A 21,059-nucleotide genomic window follows, 5' to 3' on the forward strand; every position below is an offset into this window, starting at 1 on the left:
GCCGAGCAGTGAAAGTTCCCGCCGCCGCAGAGGTTACTGTCACCCTCGCGCTCCCGGGCGCCTCCAGGGCCGCAAAGAATCTGACACTGCATCAGAAAATCTCTTCCCTCGTCCGCCCGGCTGCGGCATCCTGCCGCCCATGGAGACGGAACTGAGTCGGCAACTGGGAATCGAGCACGCCATCTTCGGCTTCACACCGTTCCCCGAGGTCGCCGCGGCCATCACCAGAGCCGGCGGCTTCGGCGTGCTCGGGGCGGTCCGCTACACCGCGCCCGAGGACCTCGCGCGTGACCTGGACCGGCTGCACGAGAACGCCGACGGCAAGCCGTACGGCCTCGACGTCGTCATGCCGGCCAAGAAGGTCGAGGGCGTCACCGAGGCGGATGTCGAGGCGATGATCCCGGCCGAGCACCGCGGATTCGTGCGGGATCTCCTGGCCCGCCACGGCGTGCCCGAACTGGCCGAGGGAGAGGCGTCCGGCTGGCGCATCACCGGCTGGATGGAGGAGGTCGCCCGGAGCCAGCTCGACGTGGCTTTCGACTACCCGATCAAACTCCTCGCCAACGCCCTCGGCTCCCCGCCCGCCGACGTCATCGAGCGCGCCCACGACCACGGCGTCCTCGTCGCCGCCCTGGCCGGAAGCGCCCGGCACGCCCGGCGGCACGCCGAGGCGGGCATCGACGTCGTCGTCGCCCAGGGGTACGAAGCGGGCGGCCACACCGGGGAGATCGGCTCCATGGTGCTGGTCCCCGAGGTCGTCGAGGCCGTCGCCCCGCTGCCGGTGCTCGCCGCCGGAGGCATCGGCAGCGGCGAACAGGTCGCCGCCGGACTCGCCCTCGGCGCGCAGGGCGTCTGGCTCGGCTCCCTCTGGCTCACCACCGAGGAGGCCGACCTGCACTCCCCGGCGCTGACCGCCAAACTCCTGGCCGCGGGCTCCGGCGACACGGTCCGCTCCCGCGCCCTCACCGGGAAACCGGCACGCCAGCTCCGTACCGCGTGGACCGACGCCTGGGACGACGCGGCAGGGCCAGGCACCCTGCCCATGCCGCTCCAGGGGCTGCTGGTCGCCGAGGCCGTCTCCCGGATCCAGAAGTACGAGGTCGGGGAGCTGCTCGGCACGCCCGTCGGGCAGATCGTCGGCCGGATGACCAGCGAACGCAGCGTCCAGGCCGTGGTCGACGACCTCACCCGCGGCTTCGAACGGGCCGTCACCCGCATGAACCGCATCGCCGGAAGGAGCGCCACGTGAACCAGCCGCCCAACGGCTTCTGGGCCCAGGCCGCCGCCGACCCCGACCGCACCGTCCTGATCGCCCCCGACGGCGAGGAGTGGAGCGCGGGCCGACTGCACGCCGACGTCAACCGCATGGTCCACGGTCTGCGCGCGGCCGGGCTGCGCGAGGGCGACGCGTTCGCCGTCGTCCTGCCCAACGGCGTCGAACTCCTCACCGCCTACCTCGCCGCCTCACAGGCCGGCTTCTACCTCGTCCCGGTCAACCACCACCTCGTCGGCCCCGAGATCGCCTGGATCGTCGCCGACTCGGGGGCCCGCGTCCTGATCGCCCACGAACGCTTCGCCGCCACCGCGACGGCCGCCGCCGACGAGGCGGAGCTGCCCGCCACCCACCGCTACGGCGTCGGCACGGTCCCCGGCAGCCGCCCGTACGCCGAACTCCTCGACGGCCACCCCGCCACCCCGCCGGACGGCCGCACCCTCGGCTGGGTCATGAACTACACCTCCGGCACCACCGGCCGCCCGCGCGGCATCCGGCGTCCGCTGCCCGGCAAACGGCCCGAGGAGACCTACCTCGGCGGGTTCCTCGGCATCTTCGGCATCCGGCCGTTCGACGACAACGTCCACCTCGTCTGCTCCCCGCTCTACCACACCGCCGTGCTCCAATTCGCGGGCGCCGCACTCCACATCGGCCACCCGCTGGTCCTGATGGACGGCTGGGCGCCGGAGGAGATGCTGCGCCTCATCGACGCCCACCGCTGCACGCACACCCACATGGTCCCCACCCAGTTCCACCGCCTGCTCGCACTCCCCGACGAGACCAGGGCCCGTTACGACGTCTCCTCGATGCGGCACGCCATCCACGGGGCCGCGCCCTGCCCCGACCACGTCAAACGCGCCATGATCGACTGGTGGGGGAGCTGCGTCGAGGAGTACTACGCGGCCAGCGAAGGCGGCGGCGCGTTCGCCACCGCCGAGGACTGGCTGAAGAAGCCCGGCACCGTCGGCAAGGCCTGGCCGATCAGTGAACTGGCCGTCTTCGACGACGACGGAAACCGGCTCGCGGCGGGCGAACTGGGCACCGTCTACATGAAGATGAGCACCGGCGGCTTCAGCTACCACAAGGACGAGACCAAGACCCGCAAGAACCGCATCGGCGGCTTCTTCACCGTCGGCGACCTCGGTGTGCTGGACGAGGACGGCTACCTCTTCCTCCGCGACCGGAAGATCGACATGATCATCGCGGGCGGCGTCAACATCTACCCCGCCGAGATCGAGTCCGCCCTGCTCACCCACCCGGCCGTCGCGGACGCCGCCGCCTTCGGCATCCCGCACGCCGACCGGGGCGAGGAGGTCAAGGCCGTCGTCGAACCGGCCGAGGGCCACGAGCCGTCGGGCGAGCTCGCCGCCGCGATCCTCGCCCACTGCGAGGAGCGGCTGGCCGGGTACAAACGGCCCCGCAGCCTCGACTTCATCACCGCGATGCCCCGCGACCCCAACGGCAAGCTCTACAAACGACGCCTGCGCGAACCGTACTGGGAGGGCTTCGAGCGACCCCTGTGACGGATTGTGCCGAACCGGACGGACCACGGCCGTTCCCGCCCGGAATGCCGTCACCACGCGCCGACGAGGAGGCCGCAGGGCCGACGAGCGCGCGATGTCCTTCTCGCGGAACGGCCCGGGTGGTGAGGCGGTTTCCGAGGAGTCCTCAAGCCGACCGGCTCATGTTGGTCACCATGAAGGGCCCCTCGCAACCACACAACCAACGTCCCGACAACGATGCCGGAGCGCCGCCACCACGCGGGCGCGCCGCCACACCCCCGTCCAGCCCCCCATCCCCCGACGCCTTCCCGGCGCGGCTCCCCTCCCTGACCGGAATGCGGTTCGTCGCCGCCTTCATGGTGTTGATCTGCCACATCACCATCGTGGTCGTGCCCCGGGTGCAGGAGCCGTGGGTCGCCTCCGTCGGGGACTACCTCTACCCGGCCGGGCCGACCGGGGTGGTGTTCTTCTTCGTCCTGAGCGGCTTCGTGCTGACCTGGGTGGCCCGGCCCACCGACACCAAACGTCTGTTCTGGCGTCGTCGGCTGGTGAAGATCTACCCCAACCACCTCGTCACCCTGGCCGTCGTCACCGTCCTCATGCTCGTGTACGGGAACCCGGTCACGGCGGCCAACACCCTGCCCACCCTGTTCCTCGTGCAGAGCTGGATACCCTCCCAGGAGGTCGTCCTCAACTTCGCCTCCAGCGGTGCCAGTTGGACACTGGCCTGTGAGCTGCTGTTCTACCTCTGCTTCCCGGCGCTGCTGCTGCTGGTGCGCAGGGTCAGGGCGCGGCGGCTCTGGCTGTGGGCCGGGGTGGTCGCCGTCGCGATCTGCGTGATGCCGTTCGTGGCCTGGCTGCTCCCGGACACCCCGACCATGACCGACTCCCTGGCCAGCTCGATCCCGTGGTGGGAGGAGTGGTTCGTCTACTACTTCCCGGTCGTCCGGGCGCTGGAGTTCGTTCTCGGCATGCTGGTCGCGCAGATCGTCCTGAGCGGCCGGTGGATCCGCCTCGGCCTCCTGCCCGCCGTCGTGCTGGCGCTGGCGAGCTATCTCGTCATCGTCAAGACGCTGCCGGAGACGTTCAGTCAGTCGTCCGGGATCGCGTTCTTCCTCGCCCTGGTCATCGCCGCCGCGGCCACCGCCGACGCGGACGGCCGGCGCACGCTCCTGAAGAGCCGGACCATGGTCTTCCTCGGGGAGATCTCCTTCGCGCTCTACATGGTGCACTGGTTCGTCCTGGGCTACGGACCGCTCGGCATGTCCAAACCCGATGGCTGGATGCGCCAGTCGACGCTTTCGCGTGCGCTCTATGAGAGCGCTCTCGTGATCGCTGTCAGCATGCTGCTCGCCTGGCTGTTGTACGTGAGCGTCGAGCGCCCGGCGATGCGGCGCTGGAGCAGGCCCGCCCCGCCGAAGGACACCGCTCGAACGACCCCCGAACCGGTGATCCGGGCCTGACCGACGGCCGTCCGCGTGCCGCACGGCGCGGTCGGCTCGCGCGTCCGTGCGCGCCTTCCCCCTGGAGTGGGGGAGGGCGCGCACGGACGCGCATCGGTGGCCGTCGGCCGTCCGGTCAGATGATCTTCACCTCGGGGACGTACACGATCCACTTCCCGCCCCGGGCGCGGAACTCCTGCTCCTTGGCGATGATCTCGTCCGCGTGGTTCCACGCGAAGAGCAGCGCGTAGTCGGGGTACGGAGCGGAGAACTCCTCCATCGGCCGGACCGGGATGTGCGTCCCGGGGGTGAGCCGGCCCTGCTTGGCCGCCGTCGAGTCGAACACCGCCGGAACGAGGTCCGGGCCGATGTCGCAGTAGTTGGCGACGGTGGCGCTCTTCGCCGTCGCGCCGTACGCGGCGACGGTGTGGCCCTGCTCGCGCAGCTGGGCCAGCAGCGTGGTGAGCGCCTCGCAGTTCCGCTTCACCTCGACGGCGAAGTTCTCCAGGATCGTGATGTCCACGATCTGGCGCTTGCGCTCCTCGGCGATCAGCGCGTCGACGGCCGCCGCGGGCTCCCGACGCCCCTCGCGGCCGATGGTGTAGCGCACCTCGCCGCCGTGCACCGGGAGGCGCTCGACGTCGACGAGTTCGAAGCCGAACCTGCGCGCGGTGGCCCGTACGGACGAGGCCGAGAACAGGTAGAAGTGCTCGTCGTAGATCTGGTCGAAGCTGGTGCGCTCGACGATGTCCCCGAGGTAGGGGTCCTCGAACACGAAGATGCCGTCGGGGGCCAGCAGGGCGTCGACCCCGCGGAACACCGAGTCCAGGTAGGGGATGTGGCAGATGGTGTTCGCCGCGTAGATCACGTCGGCTGGTCCGTCGGCCGCGCGGATGGCGGTGGCCGTCGACTCCTGGAAGAAGTCGATCTGCACGCGGACGCCCTTGCCGGCGGCCAGCTCGGCCACATCCCGGGACGGGTCCACGCCCAGGTGCCGGACGCCCTGTTCGGCGACGGTCTTGAGCATGACCCCGTCGTTGCAGCCGATCTCCACCACGAAGGGGTCCTCACCCCGCCCGCCCGCCGCGAGCAGCTGGTGGGCGGTGCGGGTGAAGTGGTCCCGCATCACCGAGGACATCGAGGAGTGGTACGGGTAGTCCGCGCGGAACATCCGTTCGCGGGGCACTTCTTCCATCAGCTGCACCATGGTGCACTGTTCGCAGACGCCCACGGCGAGCCGGTAGAAGAATTCCTCCGAGCTGTCCTCGGGCCTGCGGAAGGCGTCGGAGAGAGGCTGTCGGCCGAAGTCGAAGAACTCCTGCACCACGCCTTGGCAGATACGGCATGAAGTCATGTCGGTGACCGTAGGCGCGGGTTCTCGAAAATTGCTCGACAGGAACTTGACGGGGTGCCACGCCCGCTCATTCGAGAAGGACCCCGGATTCGAGCGCACATCGAGACCTGCTCGAATGCCCCATGGTGCACTGACCGCCCTGCGGTGTTGTGCAACCAGTGATCGAGAGGTGTCACCCGGTGAAGGGGATCATTCTTGCGGGCGGATCCGGAACCAGACTCCAGCCCGTGACCATCGCCGTTTCCAAGCAGCTGCTGCCGGTCGGCGACAAACCGATGATCTACTACCCGCTGAGCATTCTGATGCTGACCGGCATTCGGGAGATCCTGGTCATCTCGACCCCCGACGATCTCCCGCAGTTCCGGCGGCTGCTGGGCGACGGATCACATCTCGGGCTTCAGATCGAATACGCCGAACAGATCGAGGCCAACGGACTCGCGGAAGCATTCGTGATCGGCGCCGACCATATCGGCGACAGCTCGGTCGCCCTGATTCTGGGCGACAACATCTTTCACGGGCACAGTTTCTATTCCGTACTCACGGAAAACAGCCGGGACGTGTCCGGGTGCGTTCTGTTCGGCTATCCGGTGAACGATCCCGAGCGCTACGGTGTGGGCGAGGTCGACGCCGACGGCCGGCTCGTGTCCATCGAGGAGAAGCCCACGCACCCGCGGTCCAACCGGGCCATCACCGGGCTGTACTTCTACGACAACTCCGTCGTGGACGTCGCGAAGAACGTCCGGCCGTCGGCGCGCGGCGAACTGGAGATCACCGATGTGAACCGCTGGTACCTGGAGCGCGGGCGCGCCAGGCTGGTCGACCTCGGCCGGGGCTTCGCCTGGCTGGACACCGGTACCCCCGAGTCGCTGCTGATGGCCGGACAGTACGTCGGGACGCTGGAGGCGCGGCAGGGCGTACGCATCGCCTGCGTGGAGGAGGTCGCCCTGCGCATGGGCTACATCACCAGCGACGAGTGCCACAGCCTCGGCGTCCGGCTCTCCAAGTCCCGTTACGGGCAGTACGTCATGGCCATCGCCGAGGAGCTCGCCGGCCTCTAGAGTCTGTCCTCCTCGGTGGGCGTACGACGGCTACGGTCTCTCGGCATGCTCATCCGGTGGGGGGAGTTCCCCCCACCGGATGATCCGCGCGGCCGCCCCCCGGCGGTCGCCCGCAGGGGGGCTGGTCAGGCCCCCCGGTCCACCGGCCGGAACTCGATGTCATGGCGTTCGGCCTTGTCCGCGGCGAAGCGCAGCAGACGGTCGCCCTCCGCCATGACGGACTCCTCCTCGGCTCCCGTCAATGGCCGGAACAGTTTGACGACCAGCGTGGCCCCGGCCTTCTCCTGCCGGATGTGCCAGAGCCCCTGCACGAAGCCGTCCACGGTCACCGCCGCCTCGACGACGATGTGCTTGCGCACCACCTCGTCCATCATCCGGGAGCGGTCGAAGTGACTGAGGACCACGTTGTCGAGCGCGGCGAGGAACCGGACCGGCGCCGGGGTGTCCGGGTCGGGCAGCGGGGCGTCGGGGAGGTCGTAAAGGTCCTGGCCGGCCTCGTCGCGGTGGAGCCGCAGTTGAGATCCCAGGCCGTCGACCACCTCGCGCAGCCGTGTCATCCCGCTCCAGGCCTGGACGTCCTTGACCGTCGCCGGGCCGAACGCGGCCAGGTAGCGCAGGACCAGCTTGCGGGCCGCCTGCTCCTCGACGGCCGGACTCCGGCCGATCCAGTGGTCGGCGAGCGCGATGGGCGTGGCCCCCCGCTTGCCCCAGGTGCCGTCCGGCGGCGGGTGCACCACCGGCAGCAGCCCCTGCACCGACCGGGCCATGCCGACCTTGTCGGTGCCGGGCCACCGCTCCACCAGGGCCCGGCCCAGCTCCACCCGGGTCACCGTGCCCTCACCGATGAACTCCCGGGAGAACGCCGCGATCTCGGCCAGGTCGAGCCCGGCGGTGAACTTGCCGAAGGCCCCCTTCTGCCACCGGTCCAGCATCGGCTGCAGGAGCGGCCGGACCCACAGGTAGTCCTCGGTGCTCAGCAGGTGCTGGGTCCCCCGGAACAGCGTCGCGCGCACCACCCGGCGCTCGTACAGCAGCCGGGTCAGATCGTCGAGGCGGAAGTCCGCAACCCGGCTCCACAGGCCGATGTAGGGCGGATCGGGGTCCTGTGCCTGCAGTCCGACGAGGCGTTCCGTCACCTCCAACGCCGAGAGGCCGGTCCGCTCCAGCAGCAACTGCCGTTGCGAGGTGGCCCTGTTCAGGCTCCGGCGGGTGAGCAGTGCCATGGTGTCCTTCCGGAGCGCGTGCGAGGCGGGAACTGTGCCGGACGATAGCCGGGATCGCGGTCATCCACTGTCCGCGATCACTTCGGCGAGTCCCCGGGCGGACGCCTCCAGTCATTCCCCACCCGCACTCCAGACGGCGGACCCAGCATCTGCGCGGGCACGACCGTCGCCCGACCGGCTCACGGGGAACGGAGAGGAACGGCTCATGGAAGCCAAGGAACTGGGTGTCGTCGGCGCGCACGTCTTCACCCCGCAGGTGTTCGCGGACCCACGCGGCGCGTTCGTGTCGCCCTTCCAGGAGGAGGCGTTCGTCCGGCAGACCGGGCATCGGCTGTTCCCGGTGGAACAGATCAGCCACAGCCGCTCCCGCCGGGGCGTCGTCCGCGGGGTGCACTTCACCCGCACTCCGCCGGGTATGGCGAAGTACGTCCACTGCCCCCGGGGCCGGGCGCTCGACATCATCGTGGACCTGCGGCGCGGCTCGCCGACCTTCGGCCGCCACGCCACCGTCGTCCTCGACCCGGTGGACTTCCGGGCGGTGTACTTCCCCGTCGGTCTGGGCCACGCCTTCGTCGCGCTGGAGGACGACACGGTGATGGCCTACACCCTGTCCCTGGCCTACGCCCCGGAGAACGAACTGGCGTTGTCGGTGGACGACCCCGACCTGGCGCTGCCCCTGCCCGAGGGCATCGAACCGGTCGTCTCGGAACGCGACCGGGTGGCCCAGAGCCTCGCACAGGCCCTGGAGTCGGGGGTGCTGCCCGACTACGAACAGTGCCTGGAGCTGGACGCCCGACTCGCCCGCTGAGACGGTACGCCGACGGCGCCCGGCCCCGGCCGCGACCAGCCGGATTCGAGCGGGAATCAGGCACCGGCTCCTAGGTTCCGGAACATGAAGATTCTCGTGGCCACAGGGCCTGCCCACCCGCTGTACTTCCCGGTCGTGCCCATTGCCTGGGCGCTGCGCGCCGCCGGTCACGAGGTGCTCGTGACGGTCCCCGAAAGCTTCGAATCCGCCGTACGCGGTTCCGGTCTCGCCATGACGCCGGTGCACGGCCCCCTGGACATGGGCGAGGTCATGGCCCTGGACCGGGAGGGCCGGCCGGTCCGCGTCCCCGACAACGACGCCGACATGGCCGCGGGCGTCGGAGCCGGCTTCGGCCGGCTGGCCGCGCGGACCGTCGACGCCACCGTCGAGCTCGTCGGGCGCTGGCGGCCCGACCTCGTGATCACCGACTCGTACTCCTTCGCGGCCCCGGCCATCGCCGCCGGGATGCACGGCGTCCCGTGGGTCAAGCACATCGTCGGCCCCGGCGATCTGCCGGTCGCCGACGCGGTGGAGCGGGAGATGACCCCGGAACTGGAGCGCCTGGGGCTGGCCGAGCTGCCCCCGCCCGCCCTGGTCCTCGATAACTGCCCCCCGGCGCTCGGCGACCCGGCGCCCGGGGCGCAGCCCGTACGGTATGTCCCCTTCGGCGAGCCGGGCGCCGTGCCCGGCTGGGTCCACGAGCCCCGCACCCGGCCCCGGCTGCTGGTGACCCTCGGGTCCGTCCAGCCGCAGATCGGCGGCATCCCGATGCTCGGCCAGATGATCCAGGCCCTCGCGACCCTGGACGCGGAGCTGGTCGTCGCGGTCGCCGACCACCTGGTCGACAAGCTCGGCACGCTCCCGGACAAGGTCGTCGCCGCCGGATGGATCTCGCTGACCTCCGTGCTGCCCGGCTGCGACGCGGCCGTCCACCACGGCGGCCCCGGCACCATGATGGCCTGCCTCGCCCAGGGCATCCCCCAGGTAGTCGTCCCCGGCCGCGGCAAGCCCCTGGAAGCCATCGCCCGGCTCGCCGACCTCGGCGCGGTGCGCCACCTGCCGCCCGCCGACCTGACCCCGCAGAGCCTGCTGGACTCCTGCCGCACCCTGCTGGAGGACACCGGCTACGCCAAGCGGGCCATGGAGGTACGCGAGGAGATCGCCCGGCAGCCCTCGCCCGGCGCGGTCGTGCCGGTCCTCGAAGACCTCGTCCTGCGGCACAGGACGGCCTAGGGCCGTGCCCACGCCCCGGCCGGGCGCGCCCGGCGCACTCCGGACGGCCGTCCTCGGCGGCACCGGCTGGCTCGGCAGACACGTCTGCGAGCTGGCCGCCCGGCGCGGCCACCACGTCCTCGCCGTGGCCCGGCGGCCCCGGCCGCACGTCGCCACCCACCGGTTCGCCGGGCTCGACCTCGCCCACGCCTCGCCCGAGAGCATCGGCCGGCTGCTGCGCGAGCACCGGGTGGACGTCGTGGTCAACGCCACCGACGCGGCGAACGCCACCGACGGCTGGGCCAGGACCGACGAGGACCTGGCGGACCTGAACCTCGGTCTGGTCTGCCGCCTCCTCGCGGCCCTGGGCACCGTGGACAGACGTGTCCGCCTCGTCCACATCGGCACGATGCACGAGTACGGCGAGGTCTCCGCGGGCACCGTCATGGACGAGGCGCTCCATCCGCGCCCGGTGACCCCGTACACCCGGAGCAAACTGGCCGGTTCGCAGGCGGTGCTGGCAGCCACCCGGACCGGTGCGGCGGACGGGCTGGTCCTGCGGGTCGCCAACGTCAGCGGCCCCCACCCGTCGCCCGAGAGCTTTCCCGGCAAGCTCGTCGCGCTGTTGCGTGAGGCGGTGGCCACCGGTGACCGGATGCCGGTCACCCTGGGCGACGCGCGGCGCGACTTCGTGGATGTACGCGATGTCGCCGAAGCGGTCCTGAAGGCCGCCGAGTCGAGGGCGACCGGCCAGGCCGTGAACATCGGCAGCGGGACGGCCGTGGACATGCCCACCCTGGTGCGGCTCTTCGTCACCGCCGCCGGCTTTCCGGCCGAGATCCTCGACGAACGGGCCCAGGAGGTCCGCAGCCTCGGCGGCGCCTGGACCCGGGCCGACATCCAACGCGCCGCGCAGCTGCTCGACTGGCGGCCCCGGACCACCCTCGCCGTCTCCCTGCGGGACATGTGGCGGACGGACCGGGCGGAGCACCAACCGGTGGTCGGCCGGTAGGCGGACCGGCGGGCGGAACGAGGAAGGGGGTCCGGGCCAACTGGCCCGGACCCCCTTCGTCCGCTTCAGCGCGGCGCTCTCACTTCAGCACGCCGACGAACAGCCCGCAGCCGAACCGGTCGGTGCGGATGTACTCGACCGAGCAGCCCGCCTCCTCGAAGGCCCGCTCATAGGTATCACGAGTGAACAACCGCATCCGGTGCACGTCCGTGAAGTGCCGGATCCCGCCGTCCTTCAGCGCGTCCAGGTAGTGGACGACGATCGGGACCCGGTCGCCCTCGCGGGTCGAGTGCGAGATCCGCACCGTGACCCGGCCGTCGGACCGCACGAGGTCCTCCGCGATGTACCCGGGAAGGAACGCGTCCGGGAAGTACCAGGGTTCGAGCACGATGACCCCGCCGGGCGTCAGGTGCCGGGCCATGCCGCTCAGGGAGGCCTCCAACTCCTCGGGGGTGTCCATGTACCCGATGGAGCTGAACATGCAGATCACCGCGTCGTAGGACCGCTCCAGCGAGAAGTCCCGCATGTCGCCGGCGTGCACCGGAAGGCCGGGCATGCTCTCCCCGGCCTTGGCGATCATGTGCTCGGAGAGTTCGAGCCCCTCCACCACGTCGAAGGTCTCCCGCAGGAAGGCCATGTGGCCGCCCGTCCCGCAGGCCACGTCGAGCAGTGTGCTCGCGTCCGGCCTCCGGGCCCGTACGTGGGCGGCCACCTCGGCGGACTCCGCCGGGTAGTCCTTGCCGCGGCCGGCGTAGATCAGCTCGTAGATCTCCGCGAGTCCGGAGCCGTACACCTCTTCGCCCATGGCCCTCACACGTCCCAGGTGACGGGCAGCTCGTGAACGCCGTACACGATCGCGCCCTCCTTGCGGGGCACCTCGTCCAACGGCTTGACCAGCCGCAGCGAAGGGATCCGGCGGAACAGCGTGGTCCAGACGATCTGCATCTCCAACCGGGCCAGCTCCGCGCCGATGCACAGGTGCGCCCCGTACCCGAACCCGACCTGCTTGCGGCTGCCCCGGCTCAGGATCAGCTCGTCGGGGTCGGGGAAGACCTCGGGGTCCCGGTTGGCGGTGAGCAGCAGGCACAGGATCCCGTCGCCGGCCGGGATGACCGTGCCGTCGATCTCGATGTCCTCCAGCGCGACCCGGGGCACCCCCACGTCGCCGATCGTCACCACGCGCAGCAGTTCCTCGGTGGCCGGGCCGATCATCTTCTCCGGGTCGGCCAGCAGTTCCGCCAGCTGCTCCGGGTGCTCCAGCAGAGCGGCGGTGCCGAAGGAGATCATGCTCGCGGTGGTCTCGTGACCGCCGTTCATCAGCATCCGGACCATGTTGACCAGATCGCGTTCCGTGTACTCCTCGCCCGACTCCTCGTACGCCGCGATGGCCATGCTGATGACGTCCTCGCCGGGCGTCTCCGTCTTGAGCCGCACCAGCTTCTCGACGTACGCGTTGACCTCGGTGATCGCGGCCCGCCGCTGCTCGGGCGTACTGCGGCCGCCGAACATGTTGTTGCTGTGCTCGATGATGAAGTCGTGGTCGTCCTGCGGGACGCCCAGCATCTCGCAGATCACCGTCGTCGGCAGCGACAGCGAGAACAGCCGGTGGAAGTCGACCGGCGGGGCCAGGTCGAGTATCCGGTCGATGTGTTCGTCGACGATCTCCTGGATGCGCCCGCGCATCTTCTGCACCCGCTGGTACGTGAACGCGGCGGCGACCTTGCCCCGCGCCCGGGTGTGCTCCGGCGCGTCGTACCCGATGAAGGAGGTCTCCGTGCGGAACTCCGGCGGGGCGATGAAGTAGAAGGGGAAGCCGGGCAGCTTGCGCGAGGCGCTCACCCGGGGGTCCGTCAGCAGACTGCGGATGTTGGCGTAGCCGGTCACCGTCCAGACCCGCAGGCCCGACTGGGCGAGCGTCACCTGCGTGACACCCTTCTCGACCATTTCCGGATACTGCGCGGGCGCGGTGAACGGCCCCTGGCGCGCGTAGGGGAAGGGGGTGTGGGCGACGGGGCAACGGGATTCGGTCGTCATCGTGCGATCTCCTTGGCTGTCCGGCCCTTCTCGGGGCGCGGGGGCGGTCACGGCCGGAGGCCCCGGGGCGTCCGGGGCGTCCGGTCATCCCTGGGTGCGCAGCCCCGATCCGGGCCCGGTGGCGGCGACCCCGTCCACGGTCGGCTCCTTGGCGTCCCAGTCGATGTGATGGCTCATCATCCAGGTGGGGTCGCCCTTGCCCCCGGTCCCGCGAAAGGCTCTGGAGATGAAGAAGTTGCGCAGCAGACGGCCCGCCGGGCCGCGCCGGATATTGCCCTCGTTGTTGTACTTCCCCTGCGCGACGATGTCCTCGACGCGCTTGCGCCTCGCCGCCTCGTAGCTGACGAAACCCCGCTCGGGCGAGGGCGCGTCGCGCAGGCACTTGGCCAGCACGACCGCGTCCTCCATGGCCACCGCGCAGCCCTGGCCCGCCGTGGGGGACACCGCGTGCGCCGCGTCGCCGATCACGATCATCCGGTCGCGGTGCCAGCGGGGCACCGGCGGCAGGTCGTACGTCGGGGACGGCGGTGCGAGGTCCCGGGTCGCCCCGATGATGGCGGCCGCCGGAGTGCGGTCGCCCTCGAACAGGCGCAGCAGGTCCCCGCGCCAGGTCGCCGCCCTGAGCCGCAGCAGCTCCTGGTCCGGCTCCTCGGCGCGCGGCGGGTTGGCGAACCACCAGAGGCTGCCGTCGGGGTGCTTGGTGTAGCTGAAGAAGCTCCGCTTGCCGAAGAACATCCGGATGACCCCCGGCGGGCCCTCCAACTGGAGTCCCTCGGCGCGGCCGAAGGCGTTGAGCACCCCCAGATAGCGCGGCGAGGGAGCCGCGGGGTCGATGATCCGGCGGACCTGCGAGCGCAGACCGTCCGCCCCCACCAGAAGATCGGCCTCGGCGTGCGTCCCGTCCTCGAAGACCGCCCGCACCCGGTCGCCGTCGACGCTCGCGTCGACGATCCGCTTGCCGAACTCGATCGGGATCCCGCGCCGCGCCGCCTCGTCCCGCAGCCCGACGTAGAGGTCGGAGCGGCGGATCGTCTGGATGATCTGGCCCCGGTCCGCCAGCCGGTCGGTGGCGACGTCGCCGGTCAGCGCCCGGCCGGTGTCGCTGTAGAACGCGATGGCGGGCGTGTCGAAGCCCTTGTCCCGGACCAGATGGCCCAGGCCGATGCTGTCCAGGGCGTCGATGCCGTTCGGGCCGATGTTGACGAAGTTGCCGATGCCGTCGGCGGTGCGGTCGAAGGCCTCGTAGAGGGTGGGCTCGAAGCCCGCCTTCTGGAGGGCGATGGCGCAGACGGCCCCGGCGATCCCGCCGCCGATGACGAGCACGCGAGTCATGATTCCTTCCTCTGTTCACGGAGGGTGGAGCCGGTGCCGCCGTCCGCCGGAACGTCCGGGCGGCTCACGGTGCTCGGGCAGGACGTGTCCTCGGGCAGGACGCCGTCGACCAGGTAGCCCTCGACGAGCCGGTCCACGTCCGGATTGCCGGCGAAGCCGTAGATCTCGTGCTGGCCCGAGTCGGCGACCGTGATCAGCCGGTGCCCGAGCCGGGCGGCCATCGCGGCCCCGCCCTCGTAGTGGTCGGTCGGGTCGCCCTCGGCGTGCACGACCAGCCCGGCCGGGTAGCCGCGGGCGGACAGTTCCACGGGCCGCTCCGGCGGGGTGAACGTACGGAACGCCCCCACCCAGGTCTGGGCGCGCATCACGCCGTAGCCGTACGGGAAGTGTTCCCGGAAGCGGCGCATGTCCGCGTAGTAGACCTCCAGGTCCGCCGGCCAGTCCTTCTCGACCGTCACCGCGTCGAGCACCCCGCACCGGGTCTCGCCCTCGGTCTCGCTCGGCGGCCACACCTTCTCGTTCGCGAGCCACTTCCCGGCCGCCTCGGCGCCGCCCGTCCGGACGTCGGCCACCAGGTCCGCCAGCTCCCGCCACTTCGAGCGGTCGGCCGAGCGGGACCCCATCGCCCCGTCGAACAGCGAGCGCAGCGGGACGGCGCCCGGGGTGGTGGTGATCGCGGCGGCGGCCGCCTCGACCGCGGCGAGCACCTGCTCGCCGGTGGTACCGAGCCCGAAGTGGCCCGCGCGCCGCGCGGTCCAGGCGGCCCAGGCCTCCACGTTGTCCCGGTTGGCGCGCCCCTGGGCCATGGCCTGCTCGCGCCAGGACCAGTCGGGATGCACACAGGAGTCCAGGACGCTGCGGTCCAGCCGGTCGGGGAACAGCGCTCCGTAGACCGCGCCGAGGTAGGTGCCGTAGGTGTAGCCCAGGTAGTTGAGGCTGTCCTCGCCGAGCACCGCGCGGATCACGTCCATGTCCCGGGCGGTGTTGGGCGTGTTGACGTGCGGACGCAGCTCGCCGCCCGCCCGCAGGTTGCCTTCCTCGCGGATGCGGAAGTCCTCGGAGATCACCGCGAAGGCGGAGTCCGGGGGGCGTGAGTCGAACGGCGCGGCCGTCGGGGTGATCTCGCCGCGCAGGGGCGTGGAGTCCCCGGTGCCGCGCGGGTCGAAGCCGATCAGGTCGTAGACCTCGGTGAGCCCGGTGTGCGCCAGCGCGGCGGGAAAGCCCCGGCCGAGCCCGAAGTAGCCCCCGGGCCCTCCGTTGACCAGCAGCAGGATGCCGCGACGCCGCTCCGGGTCCTTGGCCCGGAGCCGGCTGACGGCGATCGAGAGCCTGCGGCCCGCGGGGTCCGTGTAGTCCATCGGCACCTCCACCACCGCGTGCTCGACGGGTGCGTGGGTCGGTGCGGCCGCCGGAAGCCAGGCGGAGGCGGCACCGCCGCCGGGAGGCGCCGGGGCCCACCGGGGCCGCTGCTGGTGGAACGCCGTCAGCGCGTTCGCGCCCGGGGCGTTCGCGCTCGGGTCGGGCCCGGTGTCGCGCGGGGTTTCACGGGTTGTCATGACGATGCGCTCGACTTCCTTGTCGCAGGGGCAGAAGGGGAGGGCGTCCCGGCCGTCGGGAGGCCGACGATCTCCAGGACCGCCACCGACCAGGCGAAACCTCCGCCGGCGCTGACGAGGGCGCAGAACTGTCCGGGGGCCAGGGCGCCGGTCCGCACCAGATGGGCCAGGCCCCCGAAGGGATCGCCCGCACCCAGGTGCCCCACCCCGGACCCCCACGACCAGGTGCTCCGGTCGGGGTCGATGTCCAGTGCGCCGAAGAACTGGAAGTCCATCTTCGGGCGGCCCAGATGGGGCAGCACGAACCAGGCGATGCCGTCGGCCTTCACATCCGCCTCGGTCAACGCCCGCTCGAAAGCCTCACGTTGCCCGACCTGCAGGCGGTCGATGAGCTCGCCCATGCCGAGTTGCTCGACCAGCCGCGCCCGGTGTCCGGCCACACTGACCGGGGAGCGGACGCCCAGCGGCGTCGTACCGAACGGGTCGTCGCCCCGGCCCATCGACTCCAGCGTCGGATCGGAGACCGTCACCAGGCTGCGCAGGCGGGCGAAGCCGCCGGCGGTGGACAGGACGGCCGCCGTTCCGCCGTCCCCGCACACCGTCCCCGGGTCGGTCTCCCAGCGGTCGAACCCGGGCAGGGCGAACCGGTCGCCCGTGGTGATCAGCACACTGTGCGGAGCCCGGCCGGACAGCAGCGCGGCGACCGCCAACTCCATGGCCGCCATACCGCCGTTGGAGAGCTGCCCGACGTCCATCGCCGGGCAGGAGCCGCCCACCGCCTCCCGCTGGACGTAGGAGGCGGGCGCCCAGAGGTCGTGCCCCTGGTAGTACGTACTGGCGTGCAGGACCAGGCCGATGTCCTCACGCTCGGCTCCAGCCGAGCGCAGGGCCTCCCGGGCGGCTCGCACCGCCATCTCGGGCCCCGACTCCTCACCGACGCACACCGAACGCATCCGGCTGCGCCGGATCGTCCGCTCGTCCGCGAGCCCCTGCCGCGCCACCTCGGCGACGGGCAGGGCAGGCGGCAGATGAAGCCCGACCCCGGAAATGAACACGTCCGTGACGCTCACCGGATCCTCCCTCGTGCACCACTCGGCCGGATCGTCGCCGGCGGGTGAAGCCGGATACGGCCCCCGGGCCCGGAGTCTGTGGCGGCGACGTCAAAACCGGCTCAAGGCCGGATGGAGCCCCCGCGGTTCGAACCGTTCTCAGGCGCGGCTCGAACGCCGGGACGCACCGTGTGGCCGAATCCCAGGAAAGGTACGTGGATGCCGCTCTTGCCCCCGACCACCCGGCCCGTCGCCCTGATGTTCGCCGGACAGGGCGCCCAGCACCCCAGGATGGCGGCGGGCCTCTACGGCCACGACGCGTCGTTCACCGCCTGGATGGACCGCGCCTTCACGCTGTACGAGGACGCCGGACCCGCGCTGCGGTCCGAGTGGCTGGCCGAGCGCCCCTCACCGCTGTACGACGACGTGTCGGTGGCCCAGCCCCTGCTGTACGCGGTGAACCACGCGCTCGGCCGGATGCTGCTGGAGCGCGGCGTGCGCCCGGTGGCCCTGATCGGACACAGCGTCGGCGAACTCGCGGCCGCCACCCTGGCCGGAGTGCTCGACTTCACCGACGGGATCCGGCTGTTGCGCGACCGCGTCCGGCAGTTCGCCGACACCCCACCGGGCGGGATGCTCGCCGTGGCGGCCTCGGAGGCCGAGGTCGCCGACCTCCTGAACGCTGATGTACACCTGGCGGCGGTCAACGCCCCCCGGCAACTGCTGCTGGCCGGCGCGGAGGCCCCGCTGGCGCAGGCGGCCCGGACGCTGGAGGAACGAGGGCTGATCTGCCGCAGGGTACGCGCCCGGCAGGCGTTCCACAGCCCCCTGGTCGCCGAGGCGGTGACGGCCTCCCTGCCGGACTGGCGGGCCACCGGACTGCGGCCCCCGCGACTGCCCCTGTACTCCGCCTACACCCGGGGCCCGCTCACCGACCGGGAGGCGGTGGACCCGTACTTCTGGGCCGGGCAGGCCGCCGCGACCGTCCATTTCGCCCCCACGCTCACCCGGCTGCTGGCCGACCACGACTGTCTGCTGGTCGAGGCCGGACCGGGCAACAGCCTCAGCGTCCTGGCCCGCAGACAGCCGTCCGTGGTCGCCCGACGCAGCTCCGTGCTGCCGCTGCTGCCCGACCGGTGCCGGGGCGACGAGGCCGACCGCCGGGAGGCCGCAGCGGCCGTGGAGCGGCTGTTCGCGCCGCTGGAGGCGACCGCGCGCACGCCCACACCGCCCGCCCGACCGCCGCATCCGGAGGAGGAGACCGTGTCCCAGAACCCGACCCGACGACCCACGCCCCGGCAGCAGGAACCCGTCGCGGTGGTCGGCATGTCCTGCCGGTTCCCCGGCGCCGACGGCCTCGACGCGTTCTGGCGGCTGTTGATCTCCGGCAGCGAGGCCATCGGCCCGGCCGGGAGCAGGAGGGCCGGGCGCCGCGACGGCGGCTACCTCGACGGTGTCGAGCTCTTCGACGCGGAGTTCTTCCAGATGCCCGCGCCGGAGGCCGCCGCGACGGACCCCCAGCAGCGGCTGCTCCTCGAACTGGCCTGGCACGCCCTGGAGGACGCCCGGACCGCCCCCGGCACCCTGTCCCGGGAGCCTGTCGGCGTCTTCGTCGGCAACTGCGCCGACGACTACTCCCTGATGGGCCGGGCCGCCGGGATCGCCACCGCCTACACGATGACCGGGAGCGGCCGGGCGTTCCTGGCCAACCGCCTCTCCCACTTCCTCGGATTCACCGGCCCCAGCCTGACCGTCGACACCGGGCAGTCCTCGTCGCTCAGCGCCCTCCACCAAGCGCTGCGTTCGCTGGAGGCGGGGGAGTGCTCGGCGGCTCTCGTCGCAGGGGTACAGCTCAACCTCGCCGCCGAGGGCGACGACGCCGTCCAGGCGCTCGGCGCCCTCTCGCCCCGGGGGCGGTGCCACACGTTCGACTCCCGGGCCGACGGAATCGTCCGGGGCGAGGGGGCCGGCGTCCTGCTCCTCAAGCCGCTGGAGCGAGCGCTCGCCGACGGCGACCGGATCTACTGCACCGTGCTGGGCAGCGCCATGAACAGCGACGGCGGACGGACCGGCCTCACCGCGCCCAGCGGCGAGGCCCAGCAGTCGGTGCTCACCGCCGCCTGCCGGCGCGCGGGCGTCGCGCCCGAAGACGTCTCCTACGTCGAACTGCACGGTACGGGAACGGCGTTGGGCGACCCGGTCGAGGCGTCCGCGCTCGGCGCGGTGCACGGCTCCGGGCGGCCGGCGGACTTCCCCCTGCGGGTCGGCTCGGTCAAGACGAACATCGGCCACCTGGAGGGCGCGGCGGGCATCGCGGGCTTCATCAAGACCGCGCTCGCCCTGCACCACGGCGAGCTGCCGGCCAGCCTCAACTACCGGGAGCCCAACCCGGCGATCGACCTCGAAGCGAACCGGCTGCGGGTGTGCGCGGCCCGCGGAACGTGGCCCCGACGGCCGGAGCCGTCCATCGCCGGTGTCTCCTCGTTCGGCCTCGGCGGTACCAACTGCCATGTGGTGCTGGGTGAACACCCCGCCGGGACCGTCCCCGCGAGCCCGCAGGCGGATGCCGCCACCCCTGTGCCCGTCCTGGTGTCCGGCCGCAGCGACCCGGCGATGCGCCGGCACGCGGCCGCCTTCGCCGACGCCCTCGACCCCGCGCGCCGGGACCCGGCGGCGGACCCCGTGTCCCTGGCCGACATCGGCCTCTCCTCCGTCACCACCCGGGCACTCCTGCACCACCGGGGCGCGGTCGTCGCGAGCGACCTCGACGAGCTGGTCGCCCGGCTCCGGGTGCTCGCCGACGGCCCGCACCCCGACGCCCCCGGCGTCGTCGAGGGAACCCGCGGCGAAGGTCTCACCGCCTACCTCTTCCCCGGGCAGGGGTCGCAGCAGCCCGGCATGGGCCGGCGGCTCCACAAGGAGTTCGAGGTGTTCGCCCGCACCTTCGACGCGGCCTGCGCCGCGATGGAGCCGGCCCTCGGCGCGAGCCTCGCCGACATCCTGTGGGGCCGCGACGACCTGCCCGACCGGCGCCACCACGCCCAGCCCGCGCTGTTCGCCCTGGAGGCCGCCCTCTACCGGCTGTTCGAGTCCTGGGGCATGGCGCCGGACCTGCTGCTCGGTCACTCCCAGGGCGAGATCACCGCCGCGCACGTGGCGGGCGTCCTGTCCCTGGAGGACGCGGCGCTGTTCGTCGCGCGCCGCAGCCGGCTCATCAGCACCCTGCCGCCCGGCGGCGCGATGATCGCCGTACAGGCCGCCGAGCAGGAGGCGCGTGACCTGCTCGGCCCCGAGCCCGGACCGGTCTCCGTCGCCGCCGTCAACAGCCCGCAGTCCCTCGTGCTCTCCGGCGAGGAGAAGGCCACCCTCGCGGCCGCGGCCCACTTCGAGCAGCTGGGCCGCCGCACCCGCCGCCTGCGGATCGCCGCCGCCGGGCACTCCCCGCTGATGGAACCGATCCAGGACGAACTGCTCGCGCTGGCCCAGGGGTTCACCTGGCATCCGCCCACCGGCCCGCGCATCGTCTCGGCGATCACCGGCCGGCCGGTGATCCCCGGGGAGATCGACCGCCCGGAACACTGGCCGCACCACCTGCGCGCCACCGTGCGGTTCGGGCCCGCGCTGCGCACCGCGCACGACCTCGGCGCCCGGTTCTTCGTCGAGATCGGTCCCGGGCGGGGCCTGGTGAACATGGCGGCGGAGACCGTGGACCTGGGCGAGTCCCTCTTCAGCGCGCCGATGGCCACCCGGGACGAGGTGGCGGGCGTCGCCGGGACCGCCGCCGCGGCCCACGTCTTCGGCGCTCCGATCGATCCGGAGGCCGTCCACGGCCCGCACGCCCGCCGCACCGACCTGCCGCCCTACCCCTTCCGGCGCGAGCCGTTCTGGCTCGACACCGTGCCGTCCGCCGCGCCGCTGCCCGCCGAACCCACCGCGCCGTGGTCCGGCGACCCCTACGAACTGGTCGTCAGCAGCACCCTGAGCACCCTCGGGCTGCCCCCGGCCACCGAACTCGACCTGCACGAGAACTTCAACGCGCTCGGCCTGGACTCCCGGATGGCCGTCACCCTGCGCACGGTGCTCACCCGCGCCACCGGGCGGTCCATGCCCACCACCCTGCTGTTCGACCACCCCACCCCGGGGGCCCTGATCGAGGCCCTGGGGAGCGACGCGCCGCTGTAGCCCCGCCCGCCCCGGCCCCACC

General features: G+C 72.1%; 15 protein-coding genes. 8 read left to right on the forward strand and 7 right to left on the reverse strand.

The features are described from left to right. The first annotated feature begins 139 nt into the window (after window positions 1-139). From G3I54_RS20810 to G3I54_RS20820, 3 genes are all read left to right on the forward strand, one after another. Window positions 140-1,249, forward strand: coding sequence for a nitronate monooxygenase family protein (locus tag G3I54_RS20810; protein ID WP_164616378.1), 1,110 nt, complete (start codon window positions 140-142; stop codon window positions 1,247-1,249). After that, the gene (locus G3I54_RS20815) at window positions 1,246-2,796 is read left to right on the forward strand and encodes an acyl-CoA synthetase (RefSeq protein ID WP_164616379.1); all 1,551 of its coding nucleotides are present in this window, start codon (window positions 1,246-1,248) and stop codon (window positions 2,794-2,796) included. Before G3I54_RS20810 ends, G3I54_RS20815 begins: the two co-directional genes overlap by 4 nt. Before the next feature lie 314 nt (window positions 2,797-3,110). After that, the gene (locus G3I54_RS20820) at window positions 3,111-4,238 is read left to right on the forward strand and encodes an acyltransferase (RefSeq protein WP_239144461.1); all 1,128 of its coding nucleotides are present in this window, start codon (window positions 3,111-3,113) and stop codon (window positions 4,236-4,238) included. 115 nt (window positions 4,239-4,353) lie between these two features. Here G3I54_RS20820 and G3I54_RS20825 read toward each other — a convergent pair whose 3' ends face one another. After that, entirely contained in the window at window positions 4,354-5,571 is a 1,218-nt protein-coding gene (locus G3I54_RS20825) for a class I SAM-dependent methyltransferase (protein ID WP_164616381.1), read from the reverse strand. A 179-nt stretch (window positions 5,572-5,750) separates the two neighbouring features. Here G3I54_RS20825 and rfbA point away from each other — a divergent pair, with 179 nt between their 5' ends. Beyond that, window positions 5,751-6,629, forward strand: coding sequence for a glucose-1-phosphate thymidylyltransferase RfbA (gene rfbA / locus G3I54_RS20830; RefSeq protein WP_164616382.1), 879 nt, complete (start codon window positions 5,751-5,753; stop codon window positions 6,627-6,629). Window positions 6,630-6,754: 125 nt separating this feature from the next. On the opposite strand, the gene G3I54_RS20835 is transcribed toward rfbA, so the two are convergent. Then, complete coding sequence (locus G3I54_RS20835; RefSeq protein WP_164616383.1) at window positions 6,755-7,852, reverse strand: winged helix DNA-binding domain-containing protein; 1,098 nt, start codon at window positions 7,850-7,852, stop codon at window positions 6,755-6,757. A 205-nt stretch (window positions 7,853-8,057) separates the two neighbouring features. On the opposite strand from G3I54_RS20835, the gene G3I54_RS20840 reads away from it, so the two are divergent. The 3 genes from G3I54_RS20840 to G3I54_RS20850 all read left to right on the forward strand — a co-directional run bounded on the left by G3I54_RS20840 (window position 8,058) and on the right by G3I54_RS20850 (window position 10,884). Then, window positions 8,058-8,660, forward strand: coding sequence for a dTDP-4-dehydrorhamnose 3,5-epimerase family protein (locus G3I54_RS20840; RefSeq protein ID WP_164616384.1), 603 nt, complete (start codon window positions 8,058-8,060; stop codon window positions 8,658-8,660). An 84-nt stretch (window positions 8,661-8,744) separates the two neighbouring features. Next, window positions 8,745-9,893, forward strand: a complete 1,149-nt coding sequence (locus tag G3I54_RS40015; protein ID WP_164616385.1) for a nucleotide disphospho-sugar-binding domain-containing protein — start codon at window positions 8,745-8,747, stop codon at window positions 9,891-9,893. A gap of 4 nt (window positions 9,894-9,897) precedes the next feature. Then, entirely contained in the window at window positions 9,898-10,884 is a 987-nt protein-coding gene (locus G3I54_RS20850) for an NAD-dependent epimerase/dehydratase family protein (protein WP_164616386.1), read from the forward strand. Window positions 10,885-10,963: 79 nt separating this feature from the next. Here the strand turns inward: G3I54_RS20850 and G3I54_RS20855 are convergent, their stop codons facing one another. The 5 genes from G3I54_RS20855 to G3I54_RS20875 form a co-directional block, all read right to left on the reverse strand. After that, complete coding sequence (locus tag G3I54_RS20855; RefSeq protein ID WP_203686827.1) at window positions 10,964-11,689, reverse strand: class I SAM-dependent methyltransferase; 726 nt, start codon at window positions 11,687-11,689, stop codon at window positions 10,964-10,966. A 5-nt stretch (window positions 11,690-11,694) separates the two neighbouring features. Beyond that, a complete protein-coding gene (locus tag G3I54_RS20860; RefSeq protein WP_164616387.1) occupies window positions 11,695-12,918 on the reverse strand; it encodes a cytochrome P450 in 1,224 nt (407 codons plus the stop codon). An 84-nt stretch (window positions 12,919-13,002) separates the two neighbouring features. Continuing rightward, window positions 13,003-14,250 (reverse strand): NAD(P)/FAD-dependent oxidoreductase, encoded by a 1,248-nt coding sequence (locus G3I54_RS20865; protein ID WP_164616388.1) that lies wholly within the window; start codon window positions 14,248-14,250, stop codon window positions 13,003-13,005. Further along, complete coding sequence (locus G3I54_RS20870) at window positions 14,247-15,806, reverse strand: alpha/beta fold hydrolase (RefSeq protein WP_164616389.1); 1,560 nt, start codon at window positions 15,804-15,806, stop codon at window positions 14,247-14,249. Before G3I54_RS20870 ends, G3I54_RS20865 begins: the two co-directional genes overlap by 4 nt. Continuing rightward, a complete protein-coding gene (locus G3I54_RS20875) occupies window positions 15,803-16,876 on the reverse strand; it encodes a ketoacyl-ACP synthase III family protein (protein ID WP_164616390.1) in 1,074 nt (357 codons plus the stop codon). The genes G3I54_RS20870 and G3I54_RS20875 overlap by 4 nt, the downstream gene beginning before the upstream one ends. Before the next feature lie 198 nt (window positions 16,877-17,074). Here G3I54_RS20875 and G3I54_RS20880 point away from each other — a divergent pair, with 198 nt between their 5' ends. Continuing rightward, window positions 17,075-21,037, forward strand: coding sequence for a type I polyketide synthase (locus tag G3I54_RS20880; RefSeq protein ID WP_164616391.1), 3,963 nt, complete (start codon window positions 17,075-17,077; stop codon window positions 21,035-21,037). The last annotated feature ends 22 nt before the right edge of the window (window positions 21,038-21,059 follow it).

The sequence above is a fragment of the Streptomyces sp. SID14515 genome, from assembly GCF_010548505.1.
Classification (GTDB): domain Bacteria; phylum Actinomycetota; class Actinomycetes; order Streptomycetales; family Streptomycetaceae; genus Streptomyces; species Streptomyces caviscabies.